Below are 26,696 nucleotides of genomic sequence, written 5' to 3'. Positions count from 1 at the left end.
GGATTCACTCCTTCATGGCAGACTGTAAAAACCGACCGCGAGCACGGCATACGCGCCAACTGCCATAGCGCCTTCCAACCAATTCGATTCCCCGTCCAACATGAGGACGATGACCAGCATGACGGCCACGACCATGCTGATCACTTCGGGCCACGAAAAGACGAAGGTCATCGGTGTGGCAAAGACGAGTCCGAGGAAGAACAGCACGGGCGCGATGAACATCGCCACTTGAAGCGTGCTGCCCACGGCAATCTCCAATGACAGGTCCAGGCGGTCTTTCCACGCCATCCACACAGACGACGCGTGCTCGGCGGCATTGCCGATGATGGCGACCACAACGACACCGATAAACACCTCGCTCCAGCCCAAGCGAGTCGCAATCTCCCTGACGTTGTCCACCAACCAGTCGCTTTCCAAACTGACCATGACCGTCGCCGCCAACAGCATCAGCAACGATGACCACAGACGGCCATGAGCGTCTGTCTCACCCTCTTCCGGCGGGGGGACGGACGCCAGCACATCGCGATGCGTAAACAGGCTGAAATACAGGCCCAGCAAATAGATCACCAACGACACCGTCGCCACGCCGAAGGAAAGCGTCATGGACGACGAGTGCGGCGACGTACGCGCAAAAATGGTCGGAATCACAAACGCCACACCAACGCCGAGCATCAGCATGCCCGAGTTGCTGCGCGCGACCCGAATATTGAACTCCTGAATCGGATGGCGAATGCCGCCGATAAAAAAACTCAATCCAAGGACGAACAGCAGGTTTCCAATCACGGAGCCCGTGATCGACGCCTTGACGAGCGTCGTGAGCCCCTCGCGCAACGAGAAGATGCCGATGATTAACTCCACTGCGTTGCCGAACGTCGCCGACAGAAGACCACCTAAACGAGCACCCGCGTGGGCTGCGATGGTTTCGGTCGAACGCCCCATCATCGCGGCCAGTGGAATGATGGCAACGGCAGCGGCAAAGAATTGAAGGAGCGCGTTGTCCGTGGCGGATCGAACCACGATGCTGCACGCTACAAAAATGACAGCGACTATCGTCATTACGCGATTCAACGGGCCGACACCTACTCTTTTTCAATCGTACCACGATGCTAACAGAATTCGCCTGAATTCTCACCATCATCATCATCGTGCACCTACGTAGTGTGGTACAATGACCAGAAACCATTCTATCCACGAGCGGCTGCGACGGGAGGCACTCGCCAATGTATCAATTTCCGAAAGTCAAATCTTTGCGGGGCGAATTAAAACGAACTGAAATCCGCAATCGTGTTCGATACCAGCTTACGACGAAAGAATTTATTCAGCAACGTGGACGCACCACGTATCGAATCGCCATCGACAATATTCTCGGCTTCATTGAATGCAGTGACAGCGAATTTTCCCGGCACTTGGCTCCAGGCATAGGATATGAGCCGGACCGTTTCGGACGGGCCTACAAAATTGTCGCGAGCCTGCTGCATCATGTGACGGACAACGGCGTGATCGAACAGACGCATGTGTCCTTCTACACCAGACTGTCCGCGAGTTTTGCCAAGCAACTGGAATCGATTCTCGCCGCCGGCAAGGCGCCTATCCAATGACGCCAAAAGCGTCAATAGTTCCGCCAATCGTCCTCGTCGAGCGAGTGATCGCGCCGACGCCTCGCTCGAATTCTCCGCACGATCCACCGCAGTCCGACGATCACGGCACACGCGGCGACGACGCAGTATGCGCCGATCATCAACTGCGAAATGTGCAACTTCGAATTCAGCCAGGAAGCCAATTCGTACGCCGCGATGGCGATGGCGGCAAACATCCAATCTGGAAAACCATATCTCATGGTGACCTCCGTGAAGCGATATTCGAATCATCCAATTCACCCAAGAGCGACAGTTGCGTCGAATGAACGAGATTCGGCCGGGCCAATCGCGACACCCCGAGCAGTTCCGCCCAGTCGAACGCGTTCCAGACCGCGTCATTGTTTGAATTGTTGTTCATCAACACGTGAAACTCGGCGGCGTCACTGGCCAGTTTGGTGACCGTCGGCAGCAGGTCCAGAATCTCGTGTTTCGAATATCGATAGTCAAAACGTTCCTTTGACGATTTCAGCCCCGGCTTGTCCCACGTCTCGGCATTTCTTCCATGCATGCGCAGAATTCCGAGGGCCTCGTTCGTCACGGCTGGCACCAGAGGCACACAACCGTTCCCCTTGTTTGGTTCGTCGCACACCACGTGTGTCGCGCGCATGGATCGAAGCCAGCTCAACGTCTTCGATTGGCGTTCCGGGCCGTCAAACCAACTGCGCTCGCGAAACTCCACCGCGACAGGAATATCGCGGCAAAATTCGACGAGGCGTTCCACGATGGCCCTGTTGCGCCTCGTCGCGTCAAACCACGGCGGAAACTGAAGCAGGACGGCGGCCAATTGCCCTCGCTCGCACACGGGTCGCAAACTGTCTAAAAATGTCGAAGCCATCCGATGCCGTTCATCGCGCGACAGGCCCCGTACGTGCATCGTCATAGCTCCATGCGCCTTCACATGAAACAGGAACGATTCGTCCACCATGTCAAGCCAGCGCTGCCAGGTTCCTTCTTTTAAGAACCCGTAAAACGTGCTGTCGATCTCGACGACCGAAAAATACCTGGCATAATACCGGAGTCGCTCCTGTGGAGGAAGGGATTTCGGATAGAAGGACTCGTGATCTGCAAATGCGCAAGTTCCCGCCCGTATCCGCATGCCCAATGCCAGTCCTCCTCGACGCTGTATTGCATACCGCCAACCGCAGACGCGGCTGCCGAATTTTGACCCACATCTCGGTTCGTCGCTATAATACGGTTGTCACTTGCACATACAATCCTACCATATTGGAGTGAACCCAATGGCAAACAACCAACACGCAATTCGCTGCCCTCATTGTGATCATACGTGGTTTCGCGAAGAACGCCAAGTTCAGTTGGACTCGAGTGTTGTGATCCGCGAGGACTTGCCTCTTGCCGCCCGCACCTTGTCGGAACGCTATCAATACGTGTGCGTCAACTGCAATCAGGTCTTGGAGCACAAATAAGCCGCTGCATCCATTCTCCCTGTATAAATTCACCCATCTCCTCAGACAATACAATGGCTTGTACATTGGACGCAGGATACCGAGGAGATGGGAGTGTCATCAATGTCCAAACGGACGACCAAACCCACGGTACGCAGCAAAGCGCTCCGAATCGCCGCATGCCTGTTCGGAGCAGGCGCGACCATCACCGGCATCATTCTTTCCCAAAGTCATACCGAGTCGAAACTGTTCCCAAGACGCGAAGCGACTGCGCAAACCGTCCCGCCATTCGACAGGACCGAAACGGTGCGTACACAGGTACCAACCACGCTGCCAGGACGCCAAACCTTCCTTTTAATCGGAAGCGACGAACGGGTTCAATCCGCAGGCGGCAATTCGGACGTCCTGTGCGTCGTCAGTCTGGACCATGAGCACAAGCGAATCGAAATGTTGTCCATCCCGCGCGACACACAAGTCGCGTTTCCAGATGGCAGATACCACAAGATCAACGACGCCTTGGCGGCAGGCGGTCCAAGTTTGACCTGTCGAATCGTCGAGTCTCTGATCGGCATTCCCATCGATCACTACGCCGTCACGGAATTCGACGGCTTGGTTCACATTGTGAATCGATTGGGCGGACTCGATCTCGACGTTCCGCGCAACATGTACTATCGGACAGGCGACAAAGTGCACGGGGTGATTCGGCTTCACAAAGGCAAACAGCACGTCAATGGCGAACAAGCCCTGGGCTTCGTTCGTTTTCGCCACGACGCGCTGGGGGATATCGGACGAACCGAACGCCAACAAGCGTTCCTGGTCGCCCTCAAAGATCAGTTGCTCCGTCCGGAATCCTTGCCCAAGTTGCCGGCCATCGCGATGGACATCATCCACAGCGTCAATACGGACGCGCCGCCGTTGTATCTCGGCATGTTGATTGCGCAGTCGCATCGACTCAAAGCGTATCAGACCATTCACGCCACGCTGCCCGGCTCGTTCCACGACCCGCAGTCAGACAGCCCAGGCGATTTGAGCTATTGGATCGTCAATCCCAAAGAAGCTCGATATGTCGCCAAACAATTTTTTGTCGACGGGATCGTTCCGAAGAACCCCATTCAGGATCCCATCGTGACAAAAACGTGGCAAGCACCGTCGGATGTGAGCCTGAACTCAGGAGCGGACTCTTGAAGCGGATGTCTCTTCCCGCGTGACGACGATATCGTATCGCTTGGCCTTGTCGACTTCGCGCCACGTCACGCGGTTGTTCATCAAGTACGACCAGACCGTCGAAACCAGGATGCCAACAGCCTGTCCTATCGGCACGGACACACCCGCCAATTTCAGCACGTGCATGACGAGCGTCGTAATGGCGATTCCGACAAGCGAGATGCCGACGAACAAAGGCAACTTCACATTCCACTTATGCCCTTCGCCTTTGGAGCGCCAGGTGATCTGATCATTCCAAATGTAGTTGCTCAACATCGCCACCAACGATGCGATGACGGATGCTCTCATATCGGACAAATGCACACCGTAGAGAAGGATCATGAGAACGATCTCGTTGACGACCACACCACTCAGCCCAATCAGACAAAACAGGAAAAACCGCCGATCCAATGGACTCTGCGAAACCAGTCGCACAAGGTGACGAAAATAATTCCACTGTTCCTTCAAACTCATTTTCGATTCGCCCGCATCCCTCGCAAGAAACGCGTAACCCAATTCGTGAACCGTTCGGTAGTTCCCCTTCACAAGAATCTCAATGAGGATTTTCCACCCAATCGGGTTTAAGTCCGCCCCTCGCAGAACGTCTCTGCGCAACCCAAAAAAGCCGCTGGTGCAGTCCGAAATCTTTCGCAGCCGATGGAGGGCAAGTTGGCCGATCACCCGCGCGGTCCACGAGATGAACTTGCGCAGCGGGCCCAAGCCGCCATCGGAGCCGCCTTCGACGAAACGGCTGGGAATGACGAGATCGATCCCGTTTTGGAGCCGATCGTAAATCTCAGGAAGCAGTTCGGGCGGATGCTGCAAATCGGCGTCCATGACGACGAGATACCGTCCGCTTGCAAGTTCAAATCCTTGCACGACGGCGCTCGCCAACCCGCGCGCGTTCACCCGGTGGTGAACATGTACCCGCTCGTCCGATTCGGCTACTTCGTTTAATACTTCGACCGTATCGTCGTTGCTGTCGTCGACGAACCAAATTTCATAGTCGATTCCCACCGGAGAAACGGCCTCGTGGATACGCTTTACGATAGGTCGAATATTTTCTCTTTCGTTGAACGATGGGATGATGATGCTCAGGTCCAAACTGACAACTCCTTCGGTCACCATGGACGACACCGAGACGTGTCTATGCCTTTAAATGGACTGCCACGATTCGATATCAAGGCCACCAATACGTATAATATGAATCCAGCCAGTTCGCTTCTCCCAGTGAAGTTACCGGATAGTACGGTGCAAGTGCGGGATACGCCTGAACGAACCACTGAACTTCTTCGGCAGACACGCGCCGCAGCCACCAGGACAGATCTTCGTAGCCGGAAGTCGATTGAAACCAAAGCGGTTCCTCCGTGATTTCGTACCAATGGTACCACTCTGCGCGATTCGCGCAAGACTTGCTTTTCATCGCAGAAGTCCTCCAATGCACAAGACTCCTACAACGTATGCCCAGTCTCACCCGTTGGTTTGCGACACCAGGAATTTCACCATCGCGGACATGTCGAGATCGCCGAAACCTTCTTGCACCGCGTTCGCAAACGCCTCTTTGGTTGCGGCAATGGCCGGGGTCGATACGCCGGTCGCCGCAGCGTGCCGCAGCGTCAATCCAAGGTCTTTGTCCAGATGTTTCAAGGCAAATTGCGCCGCGTACTCGTTGTCGATGACCAATTGCCGCTTGCCTGCCAGCATCGGCGACCAAACTGCGCTTGTTTCAAGGACGTCGAAGATGACCTCTGTTCCAAACCCACATCGGTTGCCGAAGCTGACCGTCTCCGCCATCGCCTCCACCGCCATCCCCAAATACGCGTTGACCAGCAGCTTCATAGCCGCTCCCTGTCCAATCGGCCCCAGATGGAACGCGCGCTTGGAGAACGTGGCAAAAACAGGTTCTACGCGATCGAAATCCGAGCGGTCACCGCCGGCAACGACGACAAGCGTTCCATCGTTGGCTGGTTTGACCGATCCAAGCACCGGAGCATCCATGTAACGCAGTCCCAACGCCGCCGCTCGCTTCGCGAACTCGAGCGTTTCATCGACGCCAATGGTGCTAGCGTTGACAATCAGCGTGCCACGGTCCATCGCGTCCGCAGCCCCCGATGTAAACAGGACGTCTTCCACGGCAGAAGCGTCCGACACCATGATGAATACGCACACTTTGCCCGCTACCGCCTGTCGGATGTCGGAAACGACGCAAACGTCGACTCCATCCTCAAACTTGAACGGCTTCGGCGTACGGTTGTATGCGTCCACTCGATGTTCCCGTGCAACGTGGCACAGCATCGGCACACCCATATTGCCTAGCCCGATCCACCCAATATTCAATGTTTGCACCCCCACCCAGAAGCACTTGCGTCGTCATCGAGAATTTCCACGAGCCGTTCCAGCAAGGTCAAGAATGTCCGGGCGTCTTCCGCACCGAGTTTGTCCATGATGGCACCAAGCTTTTGGGCCCGATCAATCGACAGTTCTTTCAGCTTTTGGCGCCCGGCCTCGGTCAACACGACGTTGACCACTCGCCGATCCTCACTGGATCGAACGCGATCGACATAGTTCAGCCGCACCAACTCGTCGCACACTTGCGTGATGGCGCCAGGACTCAGACCGGCAATCCGCGCGATCTCGGAGGACTTGGCCTGCTCCACGTAACTCAGGTAACGCATGACAAAAATCTGTGTCGTCGTGAGTCCGAACGACTGGTTGTGCGAGAAATGCGCCCGCATTCCTCGCACGAAACGCTCCATGATGGTGTCCAGCCTCTGCACGATATCAAGGCGATCCACATTCACAACAATCCACTCCAACGGGTTACTCGATTCCAGCATGCGGCGAACGGCCGTCGTCAACTTCCCTCACCTAGTCATGCGATGGCGCTCTTCGATAGAGCCGGGTCGAACGTTTTTCCTGCGAAGCAAGGCTCCTACGCAGACCATCGCCCCGAGTGGTATGCACCCAATCAGGACGTAGATCCAGTTGCCAAATACACCCGCATAGACCAAGGCTACGCCCACATAGTACGGAGTCATCGCCACGACCGCTGTCCAGGTGTAGGACCAGAGGCTCGTTGCAGGTATCATACCCGCGACGTAGTTCACAATAAACGCAGGTACGGGCAGGAGCCGTGCAAGCAACAGCCCGCCGCTTCCCCACTTCAAGACCCATGTGTTGACTTGATCGAACCGCTCGTGCGAAGTGACGCGTCGCAACATGATTCGAGTAAAGTGGCGCGCGATGTAAAAAATGATGATAGCGCTGATGGTCGATCCAATCCAAGCGTACGCGGTGCCAGCCACAAGACCGAACACCCTGAGGAAAATAATCAGCAAGCCTTCCGAGGGAATTGGTGTCAAACACCAGATGACCATCATCAGAATGCCACATGCGACACCGAGGACGCCCCAGGACTGGATAATGTCCGAAATCCGGTGATTTCTATCCAGGTACAATACAACACCAACCATGACGGCGCCCAGAACGACCATGGTGATGGTCCGCCAGTCGGTGAGTACCTGTTTCATAAATGCGGTCACGCCATTAACTCCTCGCTCACATTGCCACTCTGTCTTCACAGTATCAAACTATACGTAAAGCTTCAAACGTTTCGTAGCAAAACTCCTGATAGCCGCACCTTGCGCACAAGAAGCCGCCCCAACTCATGGAGCCGGGGCAAGCTGCCTGTTTTCGCCGAGTTGGCAAACACATGTGCGTGCGGATTTGCTTGCGGACAAACCCGCTTCTCCCTGTCCTGTGTCAATGCAACGGGCTGTTCCGCTTCTCTCCGATGTCCGCAGCATCCGCGGCCGTCGGTGTGCGTTTGCGATCCAACGCGTCGCGGTGAACGGCAAGTTTCTCGACGTTCTCTTTGTCCCAAGCTTGCAGCTGATCTTCGTCGATGTTGCGCATGGGCGGACCCGGTTTGCGATGCGTCTGACCTTGCATCAGTCATCCCTCCTCGTCGACATTACCGTCCCCCGCTGTCGGCGGCCTATGTATGCAGTAAAACGAATAAGAGGTGGTCGGATCTTCCATGCTATACACGAACATGCTAAACACGATCACGTATGTGTTTGCCGTAAAGGAGGAGCATTCCCTGTGCATCAGACGGAATCGTTTGCACTCATCAGCCGGGAAACCTTGCGCCACCTCGTGCAGGATCTCGGCAAGTCAGACGCGGAAATCGCCCAAATGTACGGCGTGACAGCCAACACGGTCAATCAAAAGCGGCGCCTGATGAACCTTATGAACGGACAGATGACCGCGGAACAGTTGCGCGAAGCCGTTCAACTTGGGGAAGCCGTCAAACATCTGCCCCTCGAGGGTATCGAGGAAGTTCGCCAGGTCGTTGCAAGATACCAAGACCAAACCAGTCTGCGAATCTAGTTGGAACTGAGGCTGTCCGATACCCACGGGCCGGCTGCGGATTGGCCAGCCTCAGCCCAGCTTGTCAGGCCGTCGGTACTTCGACGATACGAGCACCATCCACATAGCCAACAATCAGAGTGCTGGTCATCCCGATGAACAGTCCCGATTCAACCACGCCAATCATGCGCTTCAACGTCGACTCCAAATCCGGCACCGACGGAATGCGATCGAACACCGTATCGAGAATGTAATTGTGGTTGTCTGTCACGAACGGCTTCCCATCCTTCATCCGAAGCGTCCAACGGCCTCCGATCTCGGCCAGTCGCGCGGCAGTCGTTTCCCATGCGAATGGAACCACTTCGACCGGGATTGAGACGCCCTCGAACGTCTGCGCCAATTTGCTGTCGTCCACAATCACAATCAGCCGATCCGATGCCGCCGCAACCAGTTTCTCACGAAGCAGCGCGCCGCCGCCGCCCTTGATCAGATGGAAGTCCGGGGTGACCGAGTCGGCGCCGTCGATCGTCAAATCCAGCCTCGGATTCTGCGCGAATGTCGTCAGCGGAATGTGCAGTCGATTCGCCAGCTCCGCCGTCGCCTCCGACGTTGGAATGCCTTGAATGCGCAACCCCTCAGCGACCCGTTCGCCCAACTTCAGCAAGGCGTAATACACGGTCGATCCCGTGCCGAGTCCAATGACCATACCGTCTTCGACATACTTCACCGCAGCTTCGCCCGCAAGTTGTTTTTTATCCATCTATCTGCCACTCCTCGTTTCTTGCGCTGTCACCGACTTCGCTACAGAATCGGCGATAGCAGTCTCGCGCAGGATTCGGCGATCTTGGTCATCCGAGATCGGCGGCGATACTTGTCCCACGTCATGACGTCGCACACCGCCAGATCTCGTTCGAACGCACGCGCCAGTTCACCTGCTATGCCTTGATCGTACAAAATCGCGTTCACTTCAAAGTTTAACTTAAAGCTGCGAATGTCGATATTGGCAGTTCCCACAGACGCGATGGCGCGATCCACCACCACGGTTTTCGCGTGGAGAAACCCATTGCGGTAGAGATAACACTTGACTCCGATGCGCAGCAGTTCACCCAGGTAAAATCGCGACGCCCAAAAGACCCACCTATGATCCGGCTTCTCTGGCAGCATCACGTGAACGTCGACACCGGACAACACCGCCGTCTTCAGTGCCGTCAACAGGCTCTCGTCGGGAATGAAGTACGGCGTTTGGATGTACACGGTGCGCTTTGCCGCATAGATCATGCGGATATACGTGTTCCGAATCTGTTCCCAGTCGCTGTCCGGCCCGCTCGAAACCACTTGCATGCCGACGCTTCCGGAGTGCCGCCGTAAGGCGAAATAGCGTTCGTCGGGTTCAAACGGCCGCGTCGAAGCGGAATTCCAGTCGATGAGAAAAATAGCCTGCAATTCCAAGACAGCGCTGCCCTCGATCCGCAAATGGGTGTCTCGCCAATAGCCGAAGCGCTCAACCTCACCCAAGTATTCGTCGCCAATGTTGAAACCGCCAATAAACGCGATTTTGCCGTCGATGATCACGACCTTGCGGTGATTCCGGTTATTCATCCGAAAATTGACATACGGGATCCGAGAAGGGAAGAACGCCGCCACTTCGCCTCCAGCGTCTTCCAATTGACGAAAGAACGATCTCGGCGTCCAAGCACAACCGACGGTATCGTACAACAAGCGAACCGTAACGCCTGCCTTCGCCCGTTCAACCAAAGCGTCCATCAACCGCTGGCCGAGTCGATCCGCCCGAATAATGTAGTACTCCAGGTGAATGTGGTCAACCGCCTCGCGGATGGCCGCCAGCAACGCCTCAAACTTCATCTTGCCATCCGTGTAGACCGAAACGTCGTTATCTTGCGTGTAGATGGAGGAGGCGGCCGTCAAGTTCATGTGGATGAGATTTTCGTATTCCTTTGTCACCGGATCGCGATAATTTAAGTGCCCTTGTTCGAGCCGCTCCCGCTGTACCTCTACCAATTGTCTCGCCAAATCGGAGTTGCGGGAGTGCAAACGATATAAGCGAAATCGGCTCACGTGTTGACCAAACAACAGATAAAGAATAAAGCCGCCGATCGGCACAAACAACAGCACCATCAACCATGCCCAAGTAACAGCCGCGTTCTCGCGCTCGACAAAGATGATAACCGACGCCGTCAGAACATCGATGGCAAACACGATGTAAAACAGCAAATGAACAATCCACATGTCCGCGACATCCCTTACCTTGAATTGTCCCGACGCCGGAGTCATCAGGCTATTCGAATTGTACCCTACTTCCGCGCTTGGCGTAGCGATTGCTGTTTGAAATCGCAGGATAAGGAAACAATACAACTATTACGATCAAATGGCGGGCGCGGTCAACTGCGCCATCCGGCGTGCTGACCTCGCACCGCGCTCGACGAAAGGTGAGATGGATGTGGAAGAACCGATTGCGAGCCCGGACAGTGTACTCGATGAAATCCGCGCATTGTGCGCCCAAAACGGCGGAACGTTGAACAAAAAGCACGTCAAGAAACACTACCCAGAACTGCTCCGGCGCGCATTGTATTACTTTCCCTCATGGGATCACGCTGTCGCCAAGGCGACACAGTGACCTCCACCTTTTCGCCACTCCTGTTCCCAGATGAGAAGAGAAACCACTCAGGTATCGTGGCCGTCATGCGCCACGATACCAAATCCAATTTTGTGTAAGGCCCCGTGATGAGATCCGTTCCGAAGGTTACCCCACCCAATCACTCATCGACTTTGACCAAATTCGCGATCTCTGCGGAAATGTACCCTGTTTCCGCCGCCCCAGTCGCTTGATTGTTCCACTGAACCGCGACGCGCCCACTGGTGAATTGATCATCCGACACGACGTAGTCGCCGACATGAAGACTGCCAATGTTCTTCCCCTGCGCGTTCAACACTGGTATGGACGCGTTCGCCGCCTTCGGCGTTCCGCTCACAGCGACCCGATACACGTTGTTCAGCACGATGTCGTTGGCGTTCACCCACGCGTTGAGACTCGGAACGTGGTACCACTCGGTGACCTGCCCCCCGACCATGCCTTGAACGATCTCGTCAGGCCCTACAGTCGTCCCCGATTGGACCGTCGCCTGCGCCTGCGTCAGGTTGAGACTGTTCCACATCGCAAGATCCACCTGTCCAGGCGTGCCGCCCAGGTTGTGCGCCGATTGATAGCTCTCGACCGCTTGTGCCGTTTGGGCGCCGAACTGGCCATCCGCTGTGATCCCCAAGGCCTGCTGCAAGGTCTGCACGTCGTCGCCTTGATCTCCCTGCTTCAGGACGCGGCCAAACATGTGCTGGTGGCCGAGACCCGCACTCGAGTAAACCGGAACATGGTCGCCGTAGAACGGATCCACCTTCACGGTCGCCGACATGCCGCTCAAGATATACACTGGCGGGCTCGTGACACCAATGGGCACAGGCGGTTGATTGGACGGATCGTATGGATGATAGCTTTGTACCGTATCGCCGACGTCGATGGCGAACTGGTCCATGAGATTGTTGATCTTGTTCGCCCATTCTGGATCCGACGCGTAATTCGCGGCCATGCCCGCCAAGGTCGGCTTGGTATAATGCGACGAATCGGGATTCAAATAATCATTCCGGACTTCCCAGGCTTGGAACAGGATCGCGTACGCCTCGCTGGGAAAGGTTCCCGCGTCGGCCGTCGCATTTGCGTCGAAGGCGCCATAGCCAAAGAGATTGTTTTTCTTCAGCGCAATCTCGCTCACGCTGCCTCCGCTGCCCGTCTCCTCGAGCGCGTGCGACACCAGGTAATTGGCGTCCACGTCGTACTTCGCCTGGGCCTCCATGAAGACCGATCCCAAGCCCGCCATCAGAGAATTGTGCGCGGTTAAATATTTGTCGATCGCGGCGGCCGTCACATCGGACGGAGCCGGATAACGAAGGTCGACGTCGACAAACGAAGGCTCCGTCCACACCGTCTGACCGTTCACATCGCGCACGGTTCCCCCAGGATACTGTGCGAGGGCCGCCTTTGCGTCGGCCAAGGTGGAGAACGATCCCAGCAAGGTACCCGTCTTCGTATAATCGCTATCGCTCACTTTCACGTTCCACGCCGCCCCGTTCCACGTGCTCTGCAGCCCAATCGCCTGCAGCGTCTGAATGATGTACCAAATCGGGATGAACGTCGTGTTCTTGTGCGACGACGGGTCAGCCGTAACCACTTTCTGCACATGGGCTGCAAATACTTTCTGGTTGATCTCAATCACAACGGAACCGCTCTTGGTCTTCAGCGTCGACGAAGGCTGATTGGCAAACGGCGTCGCGATCTGCCACACACTGCCGTTCCACTTGTTCTGCAATTTGAGAGAGTTCAGCAATTGCTGCACGTAAAACACAGGAAGATACGTCGTGCCTTGATAGACGAATCCGGATGGCCGAGACAGCACCTCGCCGTTCAGTTGAATCGACTTCGTTTGCATCGCAAAGTTTGCAGCATTTACGGTAACCTTGGGAGACAGCACGGAGCATACAACTGCCGCGCTGCCCACCGCGATCGCCGTCCATTTGGCATTCAACACGTCGTCCTCCAATCGCAATGTCTGACAGTGTCCGCTTGTACCCACCTATCCCTGAAACGCGTAACTCGGCTGTCCTTGCGCAGGGACGCGGGTGACGAACAATGAACCAGCATCCGGCTCATTCCGCAGCTGCTGAGGAGAGAGCCCTGAACGGGCCGTCGTCACGTATAGTTCGTCTCTATTGGCTCCACCAAACGCGCAAGAAGTGACGAGAGAAACAGGCAGCTTCCATTCCTCGATACGCTGTCCAGACCTCGGATGCCACCGCGAAATCTTCGCCCCTCCCCAGTGCGCTATCCAGAGACAGCCGTCGCTGTCGACGCACATGCCATCGGGAGAACCATCGTCGATGGTGGCGAACACGCGGGGATTGGACGGTGTTCCCGAATCGAGATCGTAATCGAACGCCATCACCGTTCGCGTCGGCGTATCGATAAAATACATCGTTTGATGATCAGGACTCCAGCCAAGGCCATTCGAAATCGAAATGCCTTGAAGCACCGTTCGAAGCGAGCCATCCGGATCCAGACAATACAAGGCCCCGGTTGGCCCATCATCCGCCAACCTCATTGTACCTGCCCAGAAGCGTCCGTGCGCATCGCATTTTCCATCATTGAACCGCAATCGCGGATCCGCTTCCGTTTCGGCGAGAGACACAAGCTGCGCTTCATTCCAATCGAAACGGAAGATCCCATGCTGCAACGTGATCACCAGTCCCCCGGCGATCCGAGGAACCACACAGCTGACGTATCCGCCTAGACGAACGGCCTCATCCGTGTTCGACTCAGGTTTGTACCGATGCACGATGCCCTGTTCGATATCCATCCAATAGAGGTATTGGCTGCCCTCGTCCCAGTGCGGGCCTTCGCCCAACGTCGCCTTGGCTGCAACCACTATGTCCATGGCCCACACGCCCCTTTGTGCCAAAATACTTCGTCATTTTGGGAAAATGATACGCGACCATCTGGAAATCGGCAATTGACGGACAACAAACTGGGGCTGCCCCGCAAGTGCAATGCACTCGCATGGGCAGCCCCTTCCACATGACACAACCGAGTTCCCACCACGGTCGATCCACCTACGCGCTATACCGTTAACACTTGCTGTATCCGCACGCTTCGCACTCGTAGCAGCCGCCGGTGCGGATCAGCGAATGTTGGTGACATTCCGGACACCAGTCCTTCGCGATGGAATACGAACGAAGCGTATTCTGCTCAGGCGTCGGCGTCGATTCCACCGATGCCGTTTCCTGGCCACTCGCCCATTCCCGATACGCCACTTGGCGCATCGGGAACGTTTCCGCATGCTCGATCAACGCCTTCGCAATCGCATCGGGCACCGACGTGATGCGCCTTGTGCCAAAGCCGACCGCATTGGAGCCGCCGATGCCGGAGAAATGCTTCACAAGCTCGGCCTCGCGGTTCGGATTGTTCGAGTCGCGGAGGTACAGCGTGATTGCGCGGCCCAAGGCTTCGTTCGCAGCGTACACATCCGATCCCGCCTTGCCGATGTTCACAAACACTTCCGTCGCTACGTGCGTCTCCGGATCGTCGTTGATGGTGATGAACGCCTTCCCGAGCGGCGTATCCTTGCGATAGGTCGCACCGTACAGCACTTCAGGACGCTTGCGTTTGACGTACCCAGCAGCAGGCGCGCTCGCCGCCGGCGCGGTTGGAACCGTGCTTGCCGAGGCTTGCGGTGACGTCGCTTCCACAACTGGCGCCTTGTCTGCGCTGTCCGCCGCCGAATCGCCGTCGTCGCTCTTCTCCTGCTTCAGCGAAAGGACCTGTTCCGATCTCGATCCATCCCGGTAAATCGTGATGCCCTTGCAACCGAGGGCGTAAGCGAGATCATACAGTTGTTTCGTGTCTTCGACGGTGTAGTTGTTTGGCGCGTTGCACGTCTTCGAGATGGAACTGTCGATCCACTTTTGCAAAGCCCCTTGCACACGCACGTGCTCTTCCGGGCTCAATTCCATCGCAGTGACAAAATAACTTGGCAGCTCCGCCTTTGCGCCGTGCTTCTGCAAGTACTCGTCGACGATGGCCGCGTGCTCTTCAAACATGCCCAGCCGGGAATTGCGGAAATACGTCCACGCGTAATACGGTTCGCATCCTGTCGAGCAGCCGACCATCGTCCCCGTGGTTCCCGTCGGCGCAATGGTCATCGTGGTCACGTTGCGCACGCCGTGCTGGCGAATCGCCTCAACCACATGCGGGCGCTCCTTGGCCATCTGCTGCATAAATCCGGATTGCAGGAACAAGTTCGCGTCGAATTTCGGGAACGGGCCGTTCTCCTTCGCCAATTCCACGGACTCCAGATACGACCACTCCGCCATCATCCCGATGAGTACGTCAATCAACTTCACGGACTCTTCCGAACCGTAGCGAATGCCGCAGTACAGCAGCAGATCGTGAAGGCCCATGATGCCGAGGCCGACACGCCGTTCCGACATCTGGTTGACGCGGTTTTCCTCGAACGGATAATAGGTCGCGTCAATCACGGCGTCCTGGAAGCGAATTCCGCTCCTCGTCGTCTCCTCGAGTTCTTCCCACTTGATGTGGTGGAGCAGAAATTCCGTCTTCTCCACGTCGAAGTGTTTGGAAAGCCAGCCGCGGATCACTTCTTCCTTGCCCTTGTCCTGAAACTCGACTCGTTCCGGCGAATCCTCAAATCCCACCGCAAATCGACTCAACACCACGGCGCCCAAATTACAAATGCCGTTCGCAGGCAGCGGTTGTTCACCGCACGGGTTGGTCGCCACCAGCGGATTGAAATACCACGAGTTGCTCATCCGATTCGCCCGTCCCAAGAAGACGACGCCTGGTTCAGCCGACTTCCAGGCCGACAGGCAGAGTTCATCCCAAAGTTCCCTCGCCGGCAGCGTCTCCGTCGCGATGAAGCGATTCCCCGCTTCGATCCACTGTTCAAAGTTGCCATCGAACGAATCGACATCCGTCTCGCCGACGAAGCCAATCGACCACATCTCATCGGCCGCTTTCGCTTCCATGAAACGCTCGGACACGCCCACGCTGATGTTTGCCCCGGTGATCACGCCGTCCACTTGCTTGGCTCGGATAAAACGCAGGATATCTGCATGGCGATCGTTCAGAATCAACATCAAGGCACCGCGGCGAGAACCGCCTTGCAGGGTCAGTTGGCAGCCGACGCTCATGATTTCTCCCACACCCACCGGACCGAAGCCGTCGCCGAACACCTGATTGCCCTTATCGTACAGTTGTCCCCACGAGTACGCGCCGGAGGAGCGGCCGTTGACCCCCCGAACATAGCTGTAACGCGGCCGCAGCGACGACAGAACGATGTTGACGCGCTTGCCTTCATACATCAGTTCCCACATATCGCCGAGCGTCGAGGCGATGGTGCTGCGCTGATCACCCGGATAAAGCACAGAACCCACGAGATCCGGCAAGACTTTCGCGTCGCTCTGCAAAATCCGGTCGTACAGTTCGCTTGCGGATACAGACTCCGACTCCACGGTCGGTCTGCCGTCCGCAATCCAATCTTCGAGTCTGCCGTTCCACAGTTCATCGTATCCGTCTATCGAAGTGTCGGGGAATTGGAACGTCCACTCCGCGTCTTCGTCGACCGCGCGCATGAACGCCGTATTCAACCGCACGACTTTGGTCGCATGGGGATAACTCGCTTCGAGGAAATCGAAGATGTCGCTGTGCCAGACATCCAAAACGAGACACAATTCCGTCGTCCGATCCGCGTCCGACACCGGAACAAGCGTTCCCTGTGGAGGAATCCTGGACAGATTCATCCCAACGCCGCCGCTGCGCGCCTGGATCTCCAGCGTTTGGCCAAACGACACGGCGTAATCGCGAAGCGTCGGGCCGACACTCGGAATGACGAAGCAGTTGTAACTCGTCGTTTGCATCCCCGTGCCCATCGACGCGTTGATCCGTCCGCCAGGCACGTAGCGCCAACGGCTCTGCAACTGGTAAAACGCCTCTTCCCAACGCGCGGGATCGTTCGTCACTTGCGCCGCACCTTTCGCGACGCGACGCCACATTTCGCGCGGCGTCGTTTCCAACAGCACGTCGATCTGTTGCAGCGGCAGCGTCTCCCTCGCGCCGTCGCGCAACTCGACGGTCACCTGTCCGTGATCGCGATCGATCTCGACAACACGCGCCAATTCATGATACGCCCGCTTCTTGTCCAGTACCGCCACGACGAGCGAACCCACATTGAGCGTTTCCTTGCGCACATCCTTCTGCAAGTACCGATCCGCCACAATTTTCTCGCCCGTCGAACTCAGTACGTCCTCCGCGGTGAATTGCAGCATGTGTTCGCCTGTGATATTTGACATTGTTATCCCCCATCCAAAACTTCAAATCCAAACTTCAGGACTCTATTCGGTCAGTTCTTCTTGTCACCGAGCAGTGTCAAAACTTCCTTCGCCAACGTTTCGACATCGCGAAATTCGCGATACACGCTAGCGAATCGCACGTATGCGACGCCATCCAACTCGCGAAGGGCGTCCATCACCCGCTCACCGATCACCGACGAAGGCACTTCCCGCTCGTATTCCATGCGAAGGGCGCGCTCGATGTCGTTGCACACAGCTTCCAGCTGCTCCACGGAGATGGGGCGTTTCTCACACGCCCGCATCAATCCCCGATAGAGTTTTTCAGCCGAAAACTCCTCACGCTCCTGATCTTTCTTCACGACCATCAAGGGCCGTTGCTCCATCCGCTCGTACGTCGTAAAACGCCGTCCGCACGACTCGTTGACACATTCGCGGCGGCGGCGAATCGTATTTCCGTCCTCACCGGGACGGGATTCAACGACGCGCGTATTCTCCGTATCGCAGTAGGGACATTTCATAGAAACTCCCCCCTCACCCAGGACAGCTTGTCCACAACGACACACCACAACCATCCATATATGTGGTGTCGAACGGTACACGACGGTCATTATACACGCTATATGTACTTGTGACAAGAAGCTGGAAAGACAGGAAAAAGCCCACCGCGGCGGGCTTTTCGCGAAAATCAACGGTCAATGTCGAAAAAGATTTTCTACCGAATCCACGATTTCGTCCGGCGTCGGATCGCCGACTCCAGGATCCGGCGTGATCCCGGTTCGCACCAAAATCGAATGAATGCCTGCATGCTTGCCTGCCAGGATATCCGTCTGGAGATTGTCACCGATAATCACCGCAAAGTCCGCAGGCACGCCGTACCGTTCCAGCGCATACGCGACAAACGACGGGTCCGGCTTGCCGGTCACCAATGGCTCCGTGCCGCTCGCGGTTGCAACGAACGCGCCAATCGATCCGTTGCCAGGCAAAAATCCGTCTTCGACAGGCAGTCGAACGTCCGGGTTGGTGAGGACAAACCAGCCGAGGCGCCGGGCGACGCGCGAGACCAGGGCGAGATCCATGTAGTTCACCTTTTGGTCCAGGCCAACGACAGCGGCGACGGTCTCATTCACCCACGGTTCGCGGAGTTGTTCGCCATCTGCCCGACGCGCGTCGAATCCTTCGCTGAGCAACGCCTCGCGCAGACCTTCAGCACCGACATAGGCGACGACGCCAGCCTCGGGGACCCGCTTTTTCAGCAGGTGCGCCGCGGCCTGGGCGGATGTGCAGACTTCGTCGGGCTCGGCGGAAAACCCCATCCCGCGCAGCAACTCTGCGACGTGCTCCGGCGTTCGCGACGCGTTGTTGGTGAAATACACGGGGCGTATTCCCTCATCGCGAAGGCGTTCGACGAACTCCGGAGCGCCCTGTATCACGTCGGTTCCCCGCCAGAGCGTGCCATCGAGATCGAGCAAGGCCAGCCGATATCGCCCGCGTGGCTGCGAAACGTCTTGAGCTGCCCCCGGATCTCGTTTATCTCGCTGATTCGTATCGTTTGATTGCACCCATCGTCACCTCTCATACCATCGCGGTCCTGCCGCATTCCTCAGTGTACCATGGGTGCGTCGTACTTACCGCGCCTTCAACCCATACCGGCGAAATTCGGTCCACAGTTCGGTTGGCACGTTGCGCCGAACCGCCCAGGCCGTCCTTGCCAGCCAGCGCATGCGCTCGCGGTGCCAAAACGCGGTCGGATCGGACCAAGCTTCGTTCCAATGCGCGGATTCGGCCATGTGCGACAACGCCTCTTGCGCGCGTTCGTCGGCGTTGCGCGCCAAATACAGCGATGGAATCAGCGATCGATAAATGGAGACGCGTTCCGGCGTGCCGTCATCAGGAATAAAATGCAGTCGGATGCAATAGCCGAGGACAAGGTTCCGATAGAAATTCGCGTCGCGCTGCGCCTGACCGAGCGACGTGCGCGCGACGTACTCGCGAAGTCCCGAATGCTGGCTCCACTCTTCGACAAATGAGGCGCAGACCTGATCTGCGTAGACCGATCTTCGAATATACCGCAACGGAAGGTCCCAGGCCTGATCCACTTGCGCGTTGTACTCGGTAGGGCTCGGATGTTCCGCCATTGCAAACTTCCTCCATCGAATGCTTTTTGACATCCATATGTCAGCGAAGGAGAATCGGTCACCAGTCCCTGTCCAACGCCGAATCGGTTCGACATGGGGCCGCGGCTCAGAAACAAATTGACCATACTTGGCGAAACTCTTAACATGAAACTATCCGTCCAACAGTCGCAGGCGGGTCGTAGGCTAGCGAATCTTGCGGATTGCCGTCGTATCGAGGATGTGATGACTTGCCGGGCCTTCTACACGCAAAGCGCGTCAGCCCGAATGTGCTGAAGCTGGCGGTGCCAACGCCGACGCTCCCGCCATTTGGAGAAACCAATACATATGTCGTCTGTGACGGTGGGCGGGCCGTCGTGATCGACTGCGGCGCCGAAACGCCGGAGGCGGCGGCCGACGTCCTTGCGGAACTGCAGCGGCTTGGCATCCAATCCGTCGCGGCCTATGTCGCGACGCATCATCATGTCGATCATACGCGCGGCCTCGGTCTCTTATCCGCGTCGATGCCTGCGCCCATTTACATTCATCCGCTCGATCACGCTGCCGCCAGGCAACATGTTCGGGACGGCACCGTCGATTTACGTGTGGCGCCGACGGCCATCCAGCTCAGCGGCGTCGAAATTCGTCTGCTCCACTGCCCTGGACATACCCGCGGCCACCTGCACGTCTGGGTGCTCCCGGACAACGCGCTTGTGGTCGGCGATCATCTGGCAGGCACGGGCAGCGTCTGGATTGGCCCGCCGGACGGCCATATGGGCGATTACTACGCCTCGTTGAAGCGGGTGGAAGAGCTTGCGCCGGAAATCGCGCTGCCCGGACATGGCGACGCGATTTCCGACCCTGCCCAGGCCAGCCGCGCCTTGCTGGAACGGCGGCTGCTTCGCGAGCGGCAGATCGTCGATGCGCTCGCCGACGGCCCATTGACAGTCGACGAACTGGTGGACATCGTGTATCGTGGACGCGAACTCGGTCCCGCGCTCGAATTCGCGAAACGAACCATCTTCGCGCATTTGGAGCATCTATCAGAGCAAGGAAGCGTTGGGCGGAGCACCGTCGCGCCCGATTTACGGACAAGGTACCACCGAATCCTTGAGGAGGAATCCCTCACTTGATCACAGAGAACCGACGCTACTCCGAACAAAAATGGGTATGGGGGCTTTTGATTGTCGCGCTCCTGTACAACATCTACTTCGCAATCCGCGCATGGCAGTCGCCCGTACTGCTGATTGGCGACGCGGTGTATTACGATCACTCGGCGACACTGCTGATTGCGCTTCATCGCTACACCTATTGGAGCTGGGGACCCGCGGCGCAGGTGACGCCAAGTTATCCCGTGTTCCTGATGTTCGCCTATCGGATCGCCATGTTCTTCACCAGCAACCGCCAAACCGAGATGCATGTCGCAGTCTTCATCCAGCACATCGTCGCCGCGATCACGGTGGTCGTTCTCTACTACATCATGCGATTCCGGCTTCCCGTCTGGGCGAGTCTAGTGGGCTGCGTGCTGTGGATGATTTATCCACCGGTCATTTACGGCGCGGATCAATTGCTGACCGAAACCTTGTACGTCTTTTTCCTCATGCTGTTTACCTGGTCGTTTCTTCGCGCGCTTCGGTTGAAGACCGTTCGGTCATTCATCTTGGCCGGCTTGTTGCTCGGCTTGATGACGCTGGTTCGACCGAGCGTGTTGCCGCTGGTGTTTGCGCCGCTGTTGCTGCTGTTCCAGAGACAGACGCGGGAAGCGGTGCGCCGGCACATCGTCAATTGGCTCAGCTATCTCGCCGTCTTTGTCGTCGTCATGCTCCCTTGGTGGATCCGCAACCTAGTCGCGATGCACCAACTGATCTTGACCGATCTCGATTCCGCCAACCCGCTTTTGTTCGGCTCTGACCCCAACTTTGCGCACGACACGAACCTGAGCAAAGGGTTGAGCCAGGCCCAGCAGAAGGCACTGGCGCTGCAGCGGATTCACGAAGGATTTCACAACCATCCATGGATGTACCTGAAGTGGTACACCATCGACAAAATTGGCTGGCTGTTTGGTTCTCCCTGGTATGATCCGGTTCTCAGCAAGAACGCGGGGCTGCTGACGAGAGTCATGTTCGCGTTCGCGCACGTTCACATCGCATGGGTCATCCTCGGCGCGATTGGCCTCCTGATCTCGGCGTGGCTCCCGTATTTCCGCTGGATCAGCGCATTGGTCGCAGTCCTGGTGATTGTTCAGTTGCCATTCATTCCAATCAATCGGTACGTCTTTCCGCTCATGCCCTTCTTCTTCCTCGGCATCATGGTTCTCGTCGTTGAAGGGTACCGATACGTTCAGGATCGTACCGGGAAATCGGCCTTGTCCGGATGAACTGCGTGAAACGGCATGGTGACTTGAATAGACGGGGGTTCGTATTGGATGAGAATTGCAGTGTTGATTCCGTGCTATAACGAAGAATTGACGATTGGCAAAGTCGTTCGGGATTTTCGCGAACAGTTGCCAGACGCGGACATTTACGTGTACGACAACAATTCGCGCGACAAGACGGCCGAGATCGCAGAAGCGGCCGGCGCCATCGTCCGCAAGGAGTACCGCCAAGGCAAGGGCAACGTCGTGCGTTCCATGTTCCGCGACATCGACGCGGATGTGTACGTGATGATCGATGGGGACGACACGTACCCCGCCGAGTTCGTCCACGACCTGATTCGGCCCATCGAACGCGGCGAGGCCGACATGGCGATTGGCGATCGCCATTCGGACGGATCGTACGAGAGCGAAAACAAACGTCCCTTCCACAATCTCGGCAATCAATTCGTCAAAGGGCTGATCAACCGCCTGTTCCGATCGCGCCTTCGCGACATCATGACTGGCTATCGCGTCTTCACGCGGCGATTCGCGAAAACTATGCCGATCAAGAGCGAAGGGTTTGAAATTGAGACGGAAATGACGCTGCACGCGTTGGACAAGCGGTTTCGCATCGTTGAAATCCCGATTCGATACCGGGATCGGCCGCCGGGCAGCGAGTCGAAGTTAAACACCATCAGCGATGGCATGCGCGTGTTGAAGACGGTCTTCTGGATCTTCAAAGATTACAAGCCGCTTGCGTTCTTCGGCACCATCGCGCTGATTCTGTTTCTCGCCGGACTTGCCGTCGGCATCCCGGTCATCACGGAGTTTTTCGCGACGGGCCGGATCGCCAAGATGCCGTCCGCCATTCTCGCGGTGGGCCTGATGGTGCTTGCGACCAACGCCATCACGTGCGGAGTCATCTTGGATACCATCGTCCGCAATCACCGCGACAACTATGAACTGCTGCAGAATTCGTACAGGGATTGAAGATGGGAAAAGCGAGCACCGAAAGTGCGAAGGGAAGCGTCTCGATGTTGTATGTCATCATGATTTTGTCGAACGTCTGTCTTCTGGTCGCAGGGCAGACGCTGTGGAAGTACGGCCTGCAGCACCGCGATTTGACCAACGTCAAAAGCATCATCTTCGCGATGTTCACGCCATGGGTCATCGCGGGCCTAGTCCTCTACGTCATCGCGACGGTCATCTGGATTTATCTGCTGAACAAAATGTCGCTGAGCCTGCTCTACCCGTTGCAGAGTCTCGCGTACATCGGGGCCATCCTGGTCTCTCTCTTCGTATTCCATGAACACATTCCGCCGCTGCGCTGGGTCGGTGTCGGCGTCATCCTCGTCGGAGTCTCGCTGGTGGCCGCCAGATAAGGCGGCTGCCCATCGCGCGGCGGATGTTAGTGCGGGCGGATGCGGCCGGTATGTGGACCGGATCGCTCACATCGCCAGAAACCCACTCACACCACGAATTCCCCGTTTGCAACCGTCACGGCTTCACCGGTCATGAGAATATGCCCGTCTTCCCCGATCTCGATATCGAGATCGCCTCCCAGCAGATGCACAGTCACCCGTTTCGACACGAGTCCCTTGCTCGCCAGCGCGGCCACACTGGCACACGCGCCGGTCCCGCAGGCAAACGTCACCCCAGAGCCTCGCTCGTACACGCGAAAGTCGATCTCGGTCGGCGACAGGACAGACACGAACTCGGCATTGATCCGCTCCGGAAAGTCGCTGTGCGACTCGATAGTCGGCCCAACTTTTTCGACATAGGCGTCGTCGACCGCCTCCACGTGCGAGACGAAGTGAGGATTGCCCATGCTGACCAACGTCCCCTCCACAGGCCCGTACGGCGTCTCCACAATCACGTCAGCCTCACGCCCTGGCACGCGAGACGATCCCGCATACGCAACCGCCCCAGGTCCGAACGCCGGCGGCCCCATGTCGACCGTGACGGATCGAACCACTTCATCCGGACCGATATGCACACGCGCTTCCACAATACCCGCCTTCGTCTCGATTTGGAATGTACCAGCATGGACCAACCGATGTTCATACGCGTATTTCGCGACACAGCGCAGGCCGTTCCCGCACGATTCGGCTTCCGAGCCGTCGGCGTTAAAAATGCGCATCTTCACGTCCGCTTCCCTCGAAGGCTCAATCAGAATAAGGCCGTCCGATCCGACACCACGACGAACATCACTCACCATGCGCGCCAATACGCTCAATTCGATATCCGGCAACTTCGTCTCCGCTGTCGACACATATATATAGTTGTTGCCTAACCCATGCATCTTGGTAAACTTCATGAGGGGGCCTCCTCGACCATCTGCAAAGTTGAGGTTCACTCTTACTAAAATATTCGTTGCATTACTTCGCGATTCCTTGTATAATTCATTCGTTGCCGAAATTCGGTTAAGACATGCGGCCATGGCGGAATTGGCAGACGCGCTAGATTCAGGTTCTAGTGGGGGCAACCCCGTGGAGGTTCAAGTCCTCTTGGCCGCACCACAAATCGAGTAGGAGGGGGCGGCTAGCCCCCGACCTCTCACACCACCGTACATGCGGGTCCGCATACGGCGGTTCATGAAGCACTACGAAGTTGCAAGTACCTCTCCTGTATACTCCTTAGACCCAGTTGTTCAAAGTACACTTTGTTCATGGCGTTGTTCAGATTCTTCGCCATTTCCCAATATCCACGCCGTGAGTTTGCCATCATAAACGCTATCCAGTCGGGCTGTTTGAGCGCACGCAATTCACGTATTCGTGTCCGTGCCCTCTTCCACTGTTTCCAGATGCACATACGAAGGCGTCGCCGAATCCACTCATCAAACCGTTCGCAATGCCCTTTCATCTCCGCAAGTCGAAAGTACGCAACCCATCCCATCAGATAGGCATTGAGTTGTCGTATTCTCTCTTGCACGGACATGCTTCGTGTTCGATTCGTGATTTCTCTCACGCGGTCTTTGAACCGTTCAATGGTCTTGTCGGCAAGTCGTATTGGTGCACGTTTCTGTGACAGAAAGCTGTACCCTAGAAACTTTCGTTTCCATGGTCTATCCACCGCACTCTTGTCCCGATTCACCTTGAGTTTCAGATTGTTCTCCAAGTACTTCGTTAGGGACGCTTTTACTCGTTCTCCCGCACGGCCACTCTTGACGTAGATATTGCAATCATCGGCGTAACGGACAAATTTATGTCCGCGTCGCACCAATTCCTTGTCAAAGTCATCGAGCAGGACATTCGCGAGTAGTGGACTTAATGGTCCACCTTGTGGTGTCCCAAGCTCCGTCCTCGTTGAAATTCCATTCACCATGACACCGGCATTTAGGTATGCTCGAATCAGCTTTAACACTCGCTTGTCTTTCACCTTGCGCGCCACCCTCGACATCAACATGTCGTGGTTCACGCGGTCAAAGAACTTCTCCAAGTCCATATCTACTGTCCATCGATATCCCGCTTGGATGTAGATCTGTGCTTGGAGTACGGCATCGTGGGCTTTACGCCCGGGTCGAAACCCATAACTGTATTCGCTGGATGTCGGGTCGAAGATGGGTGTCAGTACTTGGAGTAATGCTTGTTGGATGAGTCGGTCAATCACGGTTGGGATACCCAGTCCCCGCTTCCCGCCTCCGGGTTTCGGGATTTCGACCCGTCTGACCGGTTGCGGTTTGTAGGTTCCCGTGAGCAGCTGTTGGCGTATACCAACCCAGTGTTCCATGACGTAGGTTCGTAAGGATTTTACGTCTACGCCATCTACACCCGGCGCTCCCTTGTTTGATTCGACTCGGTCCAGCGCTTGTATCATGTTTCCACGCTCAAGCACTCTCTCCAACAATGAGGTCGTGCCTTCGCAGGTTGGGGTCTCTATTTGTGCCGACGACGAACTAAGCCCTCGCATGTCAGTCCCTTGCGGCTTCACCGCTACTTCCTGATTCGAGGCTCCTTGCGGAGTTTTCTGCTGTCGTTGTTCGTCATACGAACGCATACAGTCCAACCTCACTTCATGTTCAGCCCTTCCATAGGTGTGTACTCACTTATGTACTATGGCGTCTGCTGACTCCTGCCCGTTCAGCGCCGATTCTCATCGACGGTTGCTCGCTTTACTAGCGTATCGGACAGGTCTCCCCGGATAAGAACGGACTCTTTCCCCTCATGCACCTGCCGCAGTTTACTGCCATAACCCTTGGCGACTTCGGACTTCGTTGTGACTTGGCAACTCGTCCGACTATGACAGCCTCAAATGCGATTCGTGTACCTCAGGTCGAGGGTTTGCCTCCAGCTTCCTTCAGATTCCACCTCACGGTGGACACCCTTGCTCTTGGCTAACGGTAGGTATGTCGCCACCCCCCGTTCGGGACTTACACCCTAAAGATTCCGCCCATGCCGGGCGTACAAGATGAGGGATTTCGAGGTTTCTCGAAATCCCTTTTTTATTTGCAAATCGCCGACTGCAAATGGATGGAAAGCGGATAGAAGATGGATGGGAAGATGAGTTCAGAATCTTCCGATTCCTGGCATTATGGCGTTATGAGGGCAGAAGCGCGGCTTTGGCGGCGTAGCGGACAAAAGTTCCCTTACGCCCGCAAAAGCGCCCGGCTGCTGGCGCCGCCACCCCACCATAGCGGACAAAAGTTCCCTTACGCCCGCGCGAGCACCCGGCCGCTGGCGCCGCCACCCCA

Annotated in this window: 28 protein-coding genes and 1 tRNA gene; 10 read left to right on the top strand and 19 right to left on the bottom strand. The window is 56.5% G+C overall.

Annotated features, from left to right (window positions below; genetic code table 11):
• Positions 1–12 precede the first annotated feature (12 nt).
• Positions 13–1,068 (bottom strand): calcium/proton exchanger, encoded by a 1,056-nt coding sequence (gene cax / locus AAC01S_RS01075; protein WP_067617434.1) that lies wholly within the window; start codon positions 1,066–1,068, stop codon positions 13–15.
• A gap of 152 nt (positions 1,069–1,220) precedes the next feature.
• On the opposite strand from cax, the gene AAC01S_RS01070 reads away from it, so the two are divergent.
• Positions 1,221–1,598 (top strand): hypothetical protein, encoded by a 378-nt coding sequence (locus AAC01S_RS01070; RefSeq protein ID WP_067617431.1) that lies wholly within the window; start codon positions 1,221–1,223, stop codon positions 1,596–1,598.
• Positions 1,599–1,609: 11 nt separating this feature from the next.
• Here AAC01S_RS01070 and AAC01S_RS01065 read toward each other — a convergent pair whose 3' ends face one another.
• Together AAC01S_RS01065 and AAC01S_RS01060 are read right to left on the bottom strand one after the other, a co-directional pair.
• Complete coding sequence (locus tag AAC01S_RS01065) at positions 1,610–1,837, bottom strand: hypothetical protein (protein WP_067617429.1); 228 nt, start codon at positions 1,835–1,837, stop codon at positions 1,610–1,612.
• Positions 1,834–2,733 carry a DUF72 domain-containing protein gene (locus AAC01S_RS01060; RefSeq protein WP_067617823.1) on the bottom strand — a complete coding sequence of 300 codons (900 nt, stop codon included), beginning with the start codon at positions 2,731–2,733 and terminating at the stop codon, positions 1,834–1,836. Before AAC01S_RS01060 ends, AAC01S_RS01065 begins: the two co-directional genes overlap by 4 nt.
• Positions 2,734–2,875: 142 nt before the next feature.
• On the opposite strand from AAC01S_RS01060, the gene AAC01S_RS01055 reads away from it, so the two are divergent.
• Together AAC01S_RS01055 and AAC01S_RS01050 are read left to right on the top strand one after the other, a co-directional pair.
• Positions 2,876–3,061 carry a hypothetical protein gene (locus AAC01S_RS01055; protein WP_067617426.1) on the top strand — a complete coding sequence of 62 codons (186 nt, stop codon included), beginning with the start codon at positions 2,876–2,878 and terminating at the stop codon, positions 3,059–3,061.
• 102 nt (positions 3,062–3,163) lie between these two features.
• On the top strand, positions 3,164–4,225 hold the full coding sequence (locus AAC01S_RS01050) for an LCP family protein (protein WP_083511408.1): 1,062 nt from the start codon (positions 3,164–3,166) through the stop codon (positions 4,223–4,225).
• On the opposite strand, the gene AAC01S_RS01045 is transcribed toward AAC01S_RS01050, so the two are convergent.
• From AAC01S_RS01045 to AAC01S_RS01020, 6 genes are all read right to left on the bottom strand, one after another.
• Positions 4,208–5,347: a glycosyltransferase gene (locus AAC01S_RS01045; protein WP_067617422.1), complete on the bottom strand. Its 1,140-nt coding sequence runs from the start codon at positions 5,345–5,347 to the stop codon at positions 4,208–4,210. The genes AAC01S_RS01050 and AAC01S_RS01045 overlap by 18 nt on opposite strands.
• A gap of 76 nt (positions 5,348–5,423) precedes the next feature.
• Entirely contained in the window at positions 5,424–5,666 is a 243-nt protein-coding gene (locus AAC01S_RS01040) for a hypothetical protein (protein ID WP_067617419.1), read from the bottom strand.
• A gap of 47 nt (positions 5,667–5,713) precedes the next feature.
• Positions 5,714–6,580, bottom strand: coding sequence for an NAD(P)-dependent oxidoreductase (locus AAC01S_RS01035; protein ID WP_067617416.1), 867 nt, complete (start codon positions 6,578–6,580; stop codon positions 5,714–5,716).
• Positions 6,577–7,101 (bottom strand): MarR family winged helix-turn-helix transcriptional regulator, encoded by a 525-nt coding sequence (locus AAC01S_RS01030; protein ID WP_245630003.1) that lies wholly within the window; start codon positions 7,099–7,101, stop codon positions 6,577–6,579. The genes AAC01S_RS01035 and AAC01S_RS01030 overlap by 4 nt, the downstream gene beginning before the upstream one ends.
• Before the next feature lie 6 nt (positions 7,102–7,107).
• Positions 7,108–7,785, bottom strand: coding sequence for a TVP38/TMEM64 family protein (locus AAC01S_RS01025; RefSeq protein WP_245630002.1), 678 nt, complete (start codon positions 7,783–7,785; stop codon positions 7,108–7,110).
• A gap of 220 nt (positions 7,786–8,005) precedes the next feature.
• Positions 8,006–8,194 (bottom strand): hypothetical protein, encoded by a 189-nt coding sequence (locus AAC01S_RS01020; protein WP_067617413.1) that lies wholly within the window; start codon positions 8,192–8,194, stop codon positions 8,006–8,008.
• A 153-nt stretch (positions 8,195–8,347) separates the two neighbouring features.
• On the opposite strand from AAC01S_RS01020, the gene AAC01S_RS01015 reads away from it, so the two are divergent.
• Positions 8,348–8,635, top strand: a complete 288-nt coding sequence (locus AAC01S_RS01015) for a TnsD family Tn7-like transposition protein (RefSeq protein ID WP_067617410.1) — start codon at positions 8,348–8,350, stop codon at positions 8,633–8,635.
• 64 nt (positions 8,636–8,699) lie between these two features.
• On the opposite strand, the gene rpiA is transcribed toward AAC01S_RS01015, so the two are convergent.
• Together rpiA and cls are read right to left on the bottom strand one after the other, a co-directional pair.
• Positions 8,700–9,374, bottom strand: a complete 675-nt coding sequence (gene rpiA / locus AAC01S_RS01010) for a ribose-5-phosphate isomerase RpiA (protein WP_067617407.1) — start codon at positions 9,372–9,374, stop codon at positions 8,700–8,702.
• A gap of 41 nt (positions 9,375–9,415) precedes the next feature.
• Positions 9,416–10,861: a cardiolipin synthase gene (gene cls / locus AAC01S_RS01005; RefSeq protein WP_067617404.1), complete on the bottom strand. Its 1,446-nt coding sequence runs from the start codon at positions 10,859–10,861 to the stop codon at positions 9,416–9,418.
• A 211-nt stretch (positions 10,862–11,072) separates the two neighbouring features.
• Here cls and AAC01S_RS01000 point away from each other — a divergent pair, with 211 nt between their 5' ends.
• Positions 11,073–11,249 (top strand): hypothetical protein, encoded by a 177-nt coding sequence (locus tag AAC01S_RS01000; protein WP_157070991.1) that lies wholly within the window; start codon positions 11,073–11,075, stop codon positions 11,247–11,249.
• Positions 11,250–11,388: 139 nt separating this feature from the next.
• Here AAC01S_RS01000 and AAC01S_RS00995 read toward each other — a convergent pair whose 3' ends face one another.
• The 6 genes from AAC01S_RS00995 to AAC01S_RS00970 form a co-directional block, all read right to left on the bottom strand.
• On the bottom strand, positions 11,389–13,206 hold the full coding sequence (locus tag AAC01S_RS00995) for a glucosaminidase domain-containing protein (protein WP_067617401.1): 1,818 nt from the start codon (positions 13,204–13,206) through the stop codon (positions 11,389–11,391).
• 48 nt (positions 13,207–13,254) lie between these two features.
• Positions 13,255–14,112, bottom strand: coding sequence for an SMP-30/gluconolactonase/LRE family protein (locus AAC01S_RS00990; protein WP_067617398.1), 858 nt, complete (start codon positions 14,110–14,112; stop codon positions 13,255–13,257).
• 190 nt (positions 14,113–14,302) lie between these two features.
• Positions 14,303–17,542, bottom strand: a complete 3,240-nt coding sequence (locus AAC01S_RS00985) for an adenosylcobalamin-dependent ribonucleoside-diphosphate reductase (protein ID WP_067617395.1) — start codon at positions 17,540–17,542, stop codon at positions 14,303–14,305.
• A gap of 50 nt (positions 17,543–17,592) precedes the next feature.
• A complete protein-coding gene (nrdR, locus tag AAC01S_RS00980; RefSeq protein ID WP_067617392.1) occupies positions 17,593–18,060 on the bottom strand; it encodes a transcriptional regulator NrdR in 468 nt (155 codons plus the stop codon).
• A 174-nt stretch (positions 18,061–18,234) separates the two neighbouring features.
• A complete protein-coding gene (locus tag AAC01S_RS00975) occupies positions 18,235–19,101 on the bottom strand; it encodes an HAD-IIA family hydrolase (RefSeq protein ID WP_083511407.1) in 867 nt (288 codons plus the stop codon).
• A gap of 66 nt (positions 19,102–19,167) precedes the next feature.
• Positions 19,168–19,677 carry a hypothetical protein gene (locus tag AAC01S_RS00970; RefSeq protein WP_067617389.1) on the bottom strand — a complete coding sequence of 170 codons (510 nt, stop codon included), beginning with the start codon at positions 19,675–19,677 and terminating at the stop codon, positions 19,168–19,170.
• A gap of 227 nt (positions 19,678–19,904) precedes the next feature.
• Here AAC01S_RS00970 and AAC01S_RS00965 point away from each other — a divergent pair, with 227 nt between their 5' ends.
• From AAC01S_RS00965 to AAC01S_RS00950, 4 genes are read left to right on the top strand one after another with little or no spacing between them, the layout of a single operon-like run.
• The gene (locus AAC01S_RS00965) at positions 19,905–20,786 is read left to right on the top strand and encodes an MBL fold metallo-hydrolase (RefSeq protein ID WP_067617387.1); all 882 of its coding nucleotides are present in this window, start codon (positions 19,905–19,907) and stop codon (positions 20,784–20,786) included.
• Positions 20,783–22,030: a glycosyltransferase family 39 protein gene (locus AAC01S_RS00960; RefSeq protein ID WP_245630001.1), complete on the top strand. Its 1,248-nt coding sequence runs from the start codon at positions 20,783–20,785 to the stop codon at positions 22,028–22,030. The genes AAC01S_RS00965 and AAC01S_RS00960 overlap by 4 nt, the downstream gene beginning before the upstream one ends.
• A 48-nt stretch (positions 22,031–22,078) precedes the next feature.
• The gene (locus AAC01S_RS00955) at positions 22,079–22,996 is read left to right on the top strand and encodes a glycosyltransferase (protein ID WP_067617385.1); all 918 of its coding nucleotides are present in this window, start codon (positions 22,079–22,081) and stop codon (positions 22,994–22,996) included.
• Positions 22,997–23,040: 44 nt separating this feature from the next.
• The gene (locus tag AAC01S_RS00950) at positions 23,041–23,388 is read left to right on the top strand and encodes an EamA family transporter (RefSeq protein ID WP_245630000.1); all 348 of its coding nucleotides are present in this window, start codon (positions 23,041–23,043) and stop codon (positions 23,386–23,388) included.
• A gap of 86 nt (positions 23,389–23,474) precedes the next feature.
• On the opposite strand, the gene dapF is transcribed toward AAC01S_RS00950, so the two are convergent.
• Positions 23,475–24,323 carry a diaminopimelate epimerase gene (gene dapF / locus AAC01S_RS00945; protein WP_067617379.1) on the bottom strand — a complete coding sequence of 283 codons (849 nt, stop codon included), beginning with the start codon at positions 24,321–24,323 and terminating at the stop codon, positions 23,475–23,477.
• Positions 24,324–24,438: 115 nt separating this feature from the next.
• On the opposite strand from dapF, the gene AAC01S_RS00940 reads away from it, so the two are divergent.
• A tRNA-Leu gene (locus AAC01S_RS00940) sits at positions 24,439–24,525 on the top strand.
• 73 nt (positions 24,526–24,598) lie between these two features.
• Here the strand turns inward: AAC01S_RS00940 and ltrA are convergent.
• Positions 24,599–26,002: a group II intron reverse transcriptase/maturase gene (gene ltrA / locus AAC01S_RS00935; protein ID WP_083511405.1), complete on the bottom strand. Its 1,404-nt coding sequence runs from the start codon at positions 26,000–26,002 to the stop codon at positions 24,599–24,601.
• Positions 26,003–26,696: the final 694 nt, after the last annotated feature.

Origin of the sequence: Alicyclobacillus acidiphilus NBRC 100859 (assembly GCF_001544355.1) — a bacterium.
In the GTDB taxonomy this organism is placed as follows: Bacteria; Bacillota; Bacilli; order Alicyclobacillales; family Alicyclobacillaceae; genus Alicyclobacillus; species Alicyclobacillus acidiphilus.
This window is presented reverse-complemented; position numbering and strand designations above follow the sequence as displayed.

Bases quoted from the DNA above. Each gene is read 5' to 3' on its own strand.
- AAC01S_RS01070 (WP_067617431.1), top strand. From the start codon at position 1,221: ATGTATCAATTTCCGAAAGTCAAATCTTTGCGGGGCGAATTAAAACGA.
- AAC01S_RS01065 (WP_067617429.1), bottom strand. From the start codon at position 1,837: ATGAGATATGGTTTTCCAGATTGGATGTTTGCCGCCATCGCCATCGCG.
- AAC01S_RS01060 (WP_067617823.1), bottom strand. From the start codon at position 2,733: ATGCGGATACGGGCGGGAACTTGCGCATTTGCAGATCACGAGTCCTTC.
- AAC01S_RS01055 (WP_067617426.1), top strand. From the start codon at position 2,876: ATGGCAAACAACCAACACGCAATTCGCTGCCCTCATTGTGATCATACG.
- AAC01S_RS01050 (WP_083511408.1), top strand. From the start codon at position 3,164: ATGTCCAAACGGACGACCAAACCCACGGTACGCAGCAAAGCGCTCCGA.
- AAC01S_RS01040 (WP_067617419.1), bottom strand. From the start codon at position 5,666: ATGAAAAGCAAGTCTTGCGCGAATCGCGCAGAGTGGTACCATTGGTAC.
- AAC01S_RS01020 (WP_067617413.1), bottom strand. From the start codon at position 8,194: ATGCAAGGTCAGACGCATCGCAAACCGGGTCCGCCCATGCGCAACATC.
- rpiA (WP_067617407.1), bottom strand. From the start codon at position 9,374: ATGGATAAAAAACAACTTGCGGGCGAAGCTGCGGTGAAGTATGTCGAA.
- cls (WP_067617404.1), bottom strand. From the start codon at position 10,861: ATGTGGATTGTTCATTTGCTGTTTTACATCGTGTTTGCCATCGATGTT.
- AAC01S_RS00990 (WP_067617398.1), bottom strand. From the start codon at position 14,112: ATGGACATAGTGGTTGCAGCCAAGGCGACGTTGGGCGAAGGCCCGCAC.
- AAC01S_RS00985 (WP_067617395.1), bottom strand. From the start codon at position 17,542: ATGTCAAATATCACAGGCGAACACATGCTGCAATTCACCGCGGAGGAC.
- nrdR (WP_067617392.1), bottom strand. From the start codon at position 18,060: ATGAAATGTCCCTACTGCGATACGGAGAATACGCGCGTCGTTGAATCC.
- AAC01S_RS00970 (WP_067617389.1), bottom strand. From the start codon at position 19,677: ATGGCGGAACATCCGAGCCCTACCGAGTACAACGCGCAAGTGGATCAG.
- AAC01S_RS00955 (WP_067617385.1), top strand. From the start codon at position 22,079: ATGAGAATTGCAGTGTTGATTCCGTGCTATAACGAAGAATTGACGATT.
- AAC01S_RS00950 (WP_245630000.1), top strand. From the start codon at position 23,041: ATGTTGTATGTCATCATGATTTTGTCGAACGTCTGTCTTCTGGTCGCA.
- dapF (WP_067617379.1), bottom strand. From the start codon at position 24,323: ATGAAGTTTACCAAGATGCATGGGTTAGGCAACAACTATATATATGTG.
- ltrA (WP_083511405.1), bottom strand. From the start codon at position 26,002: ATGCGTTCGTATGACGAACAACGACAGCAGAAAACTCCGCAAGGAGCC.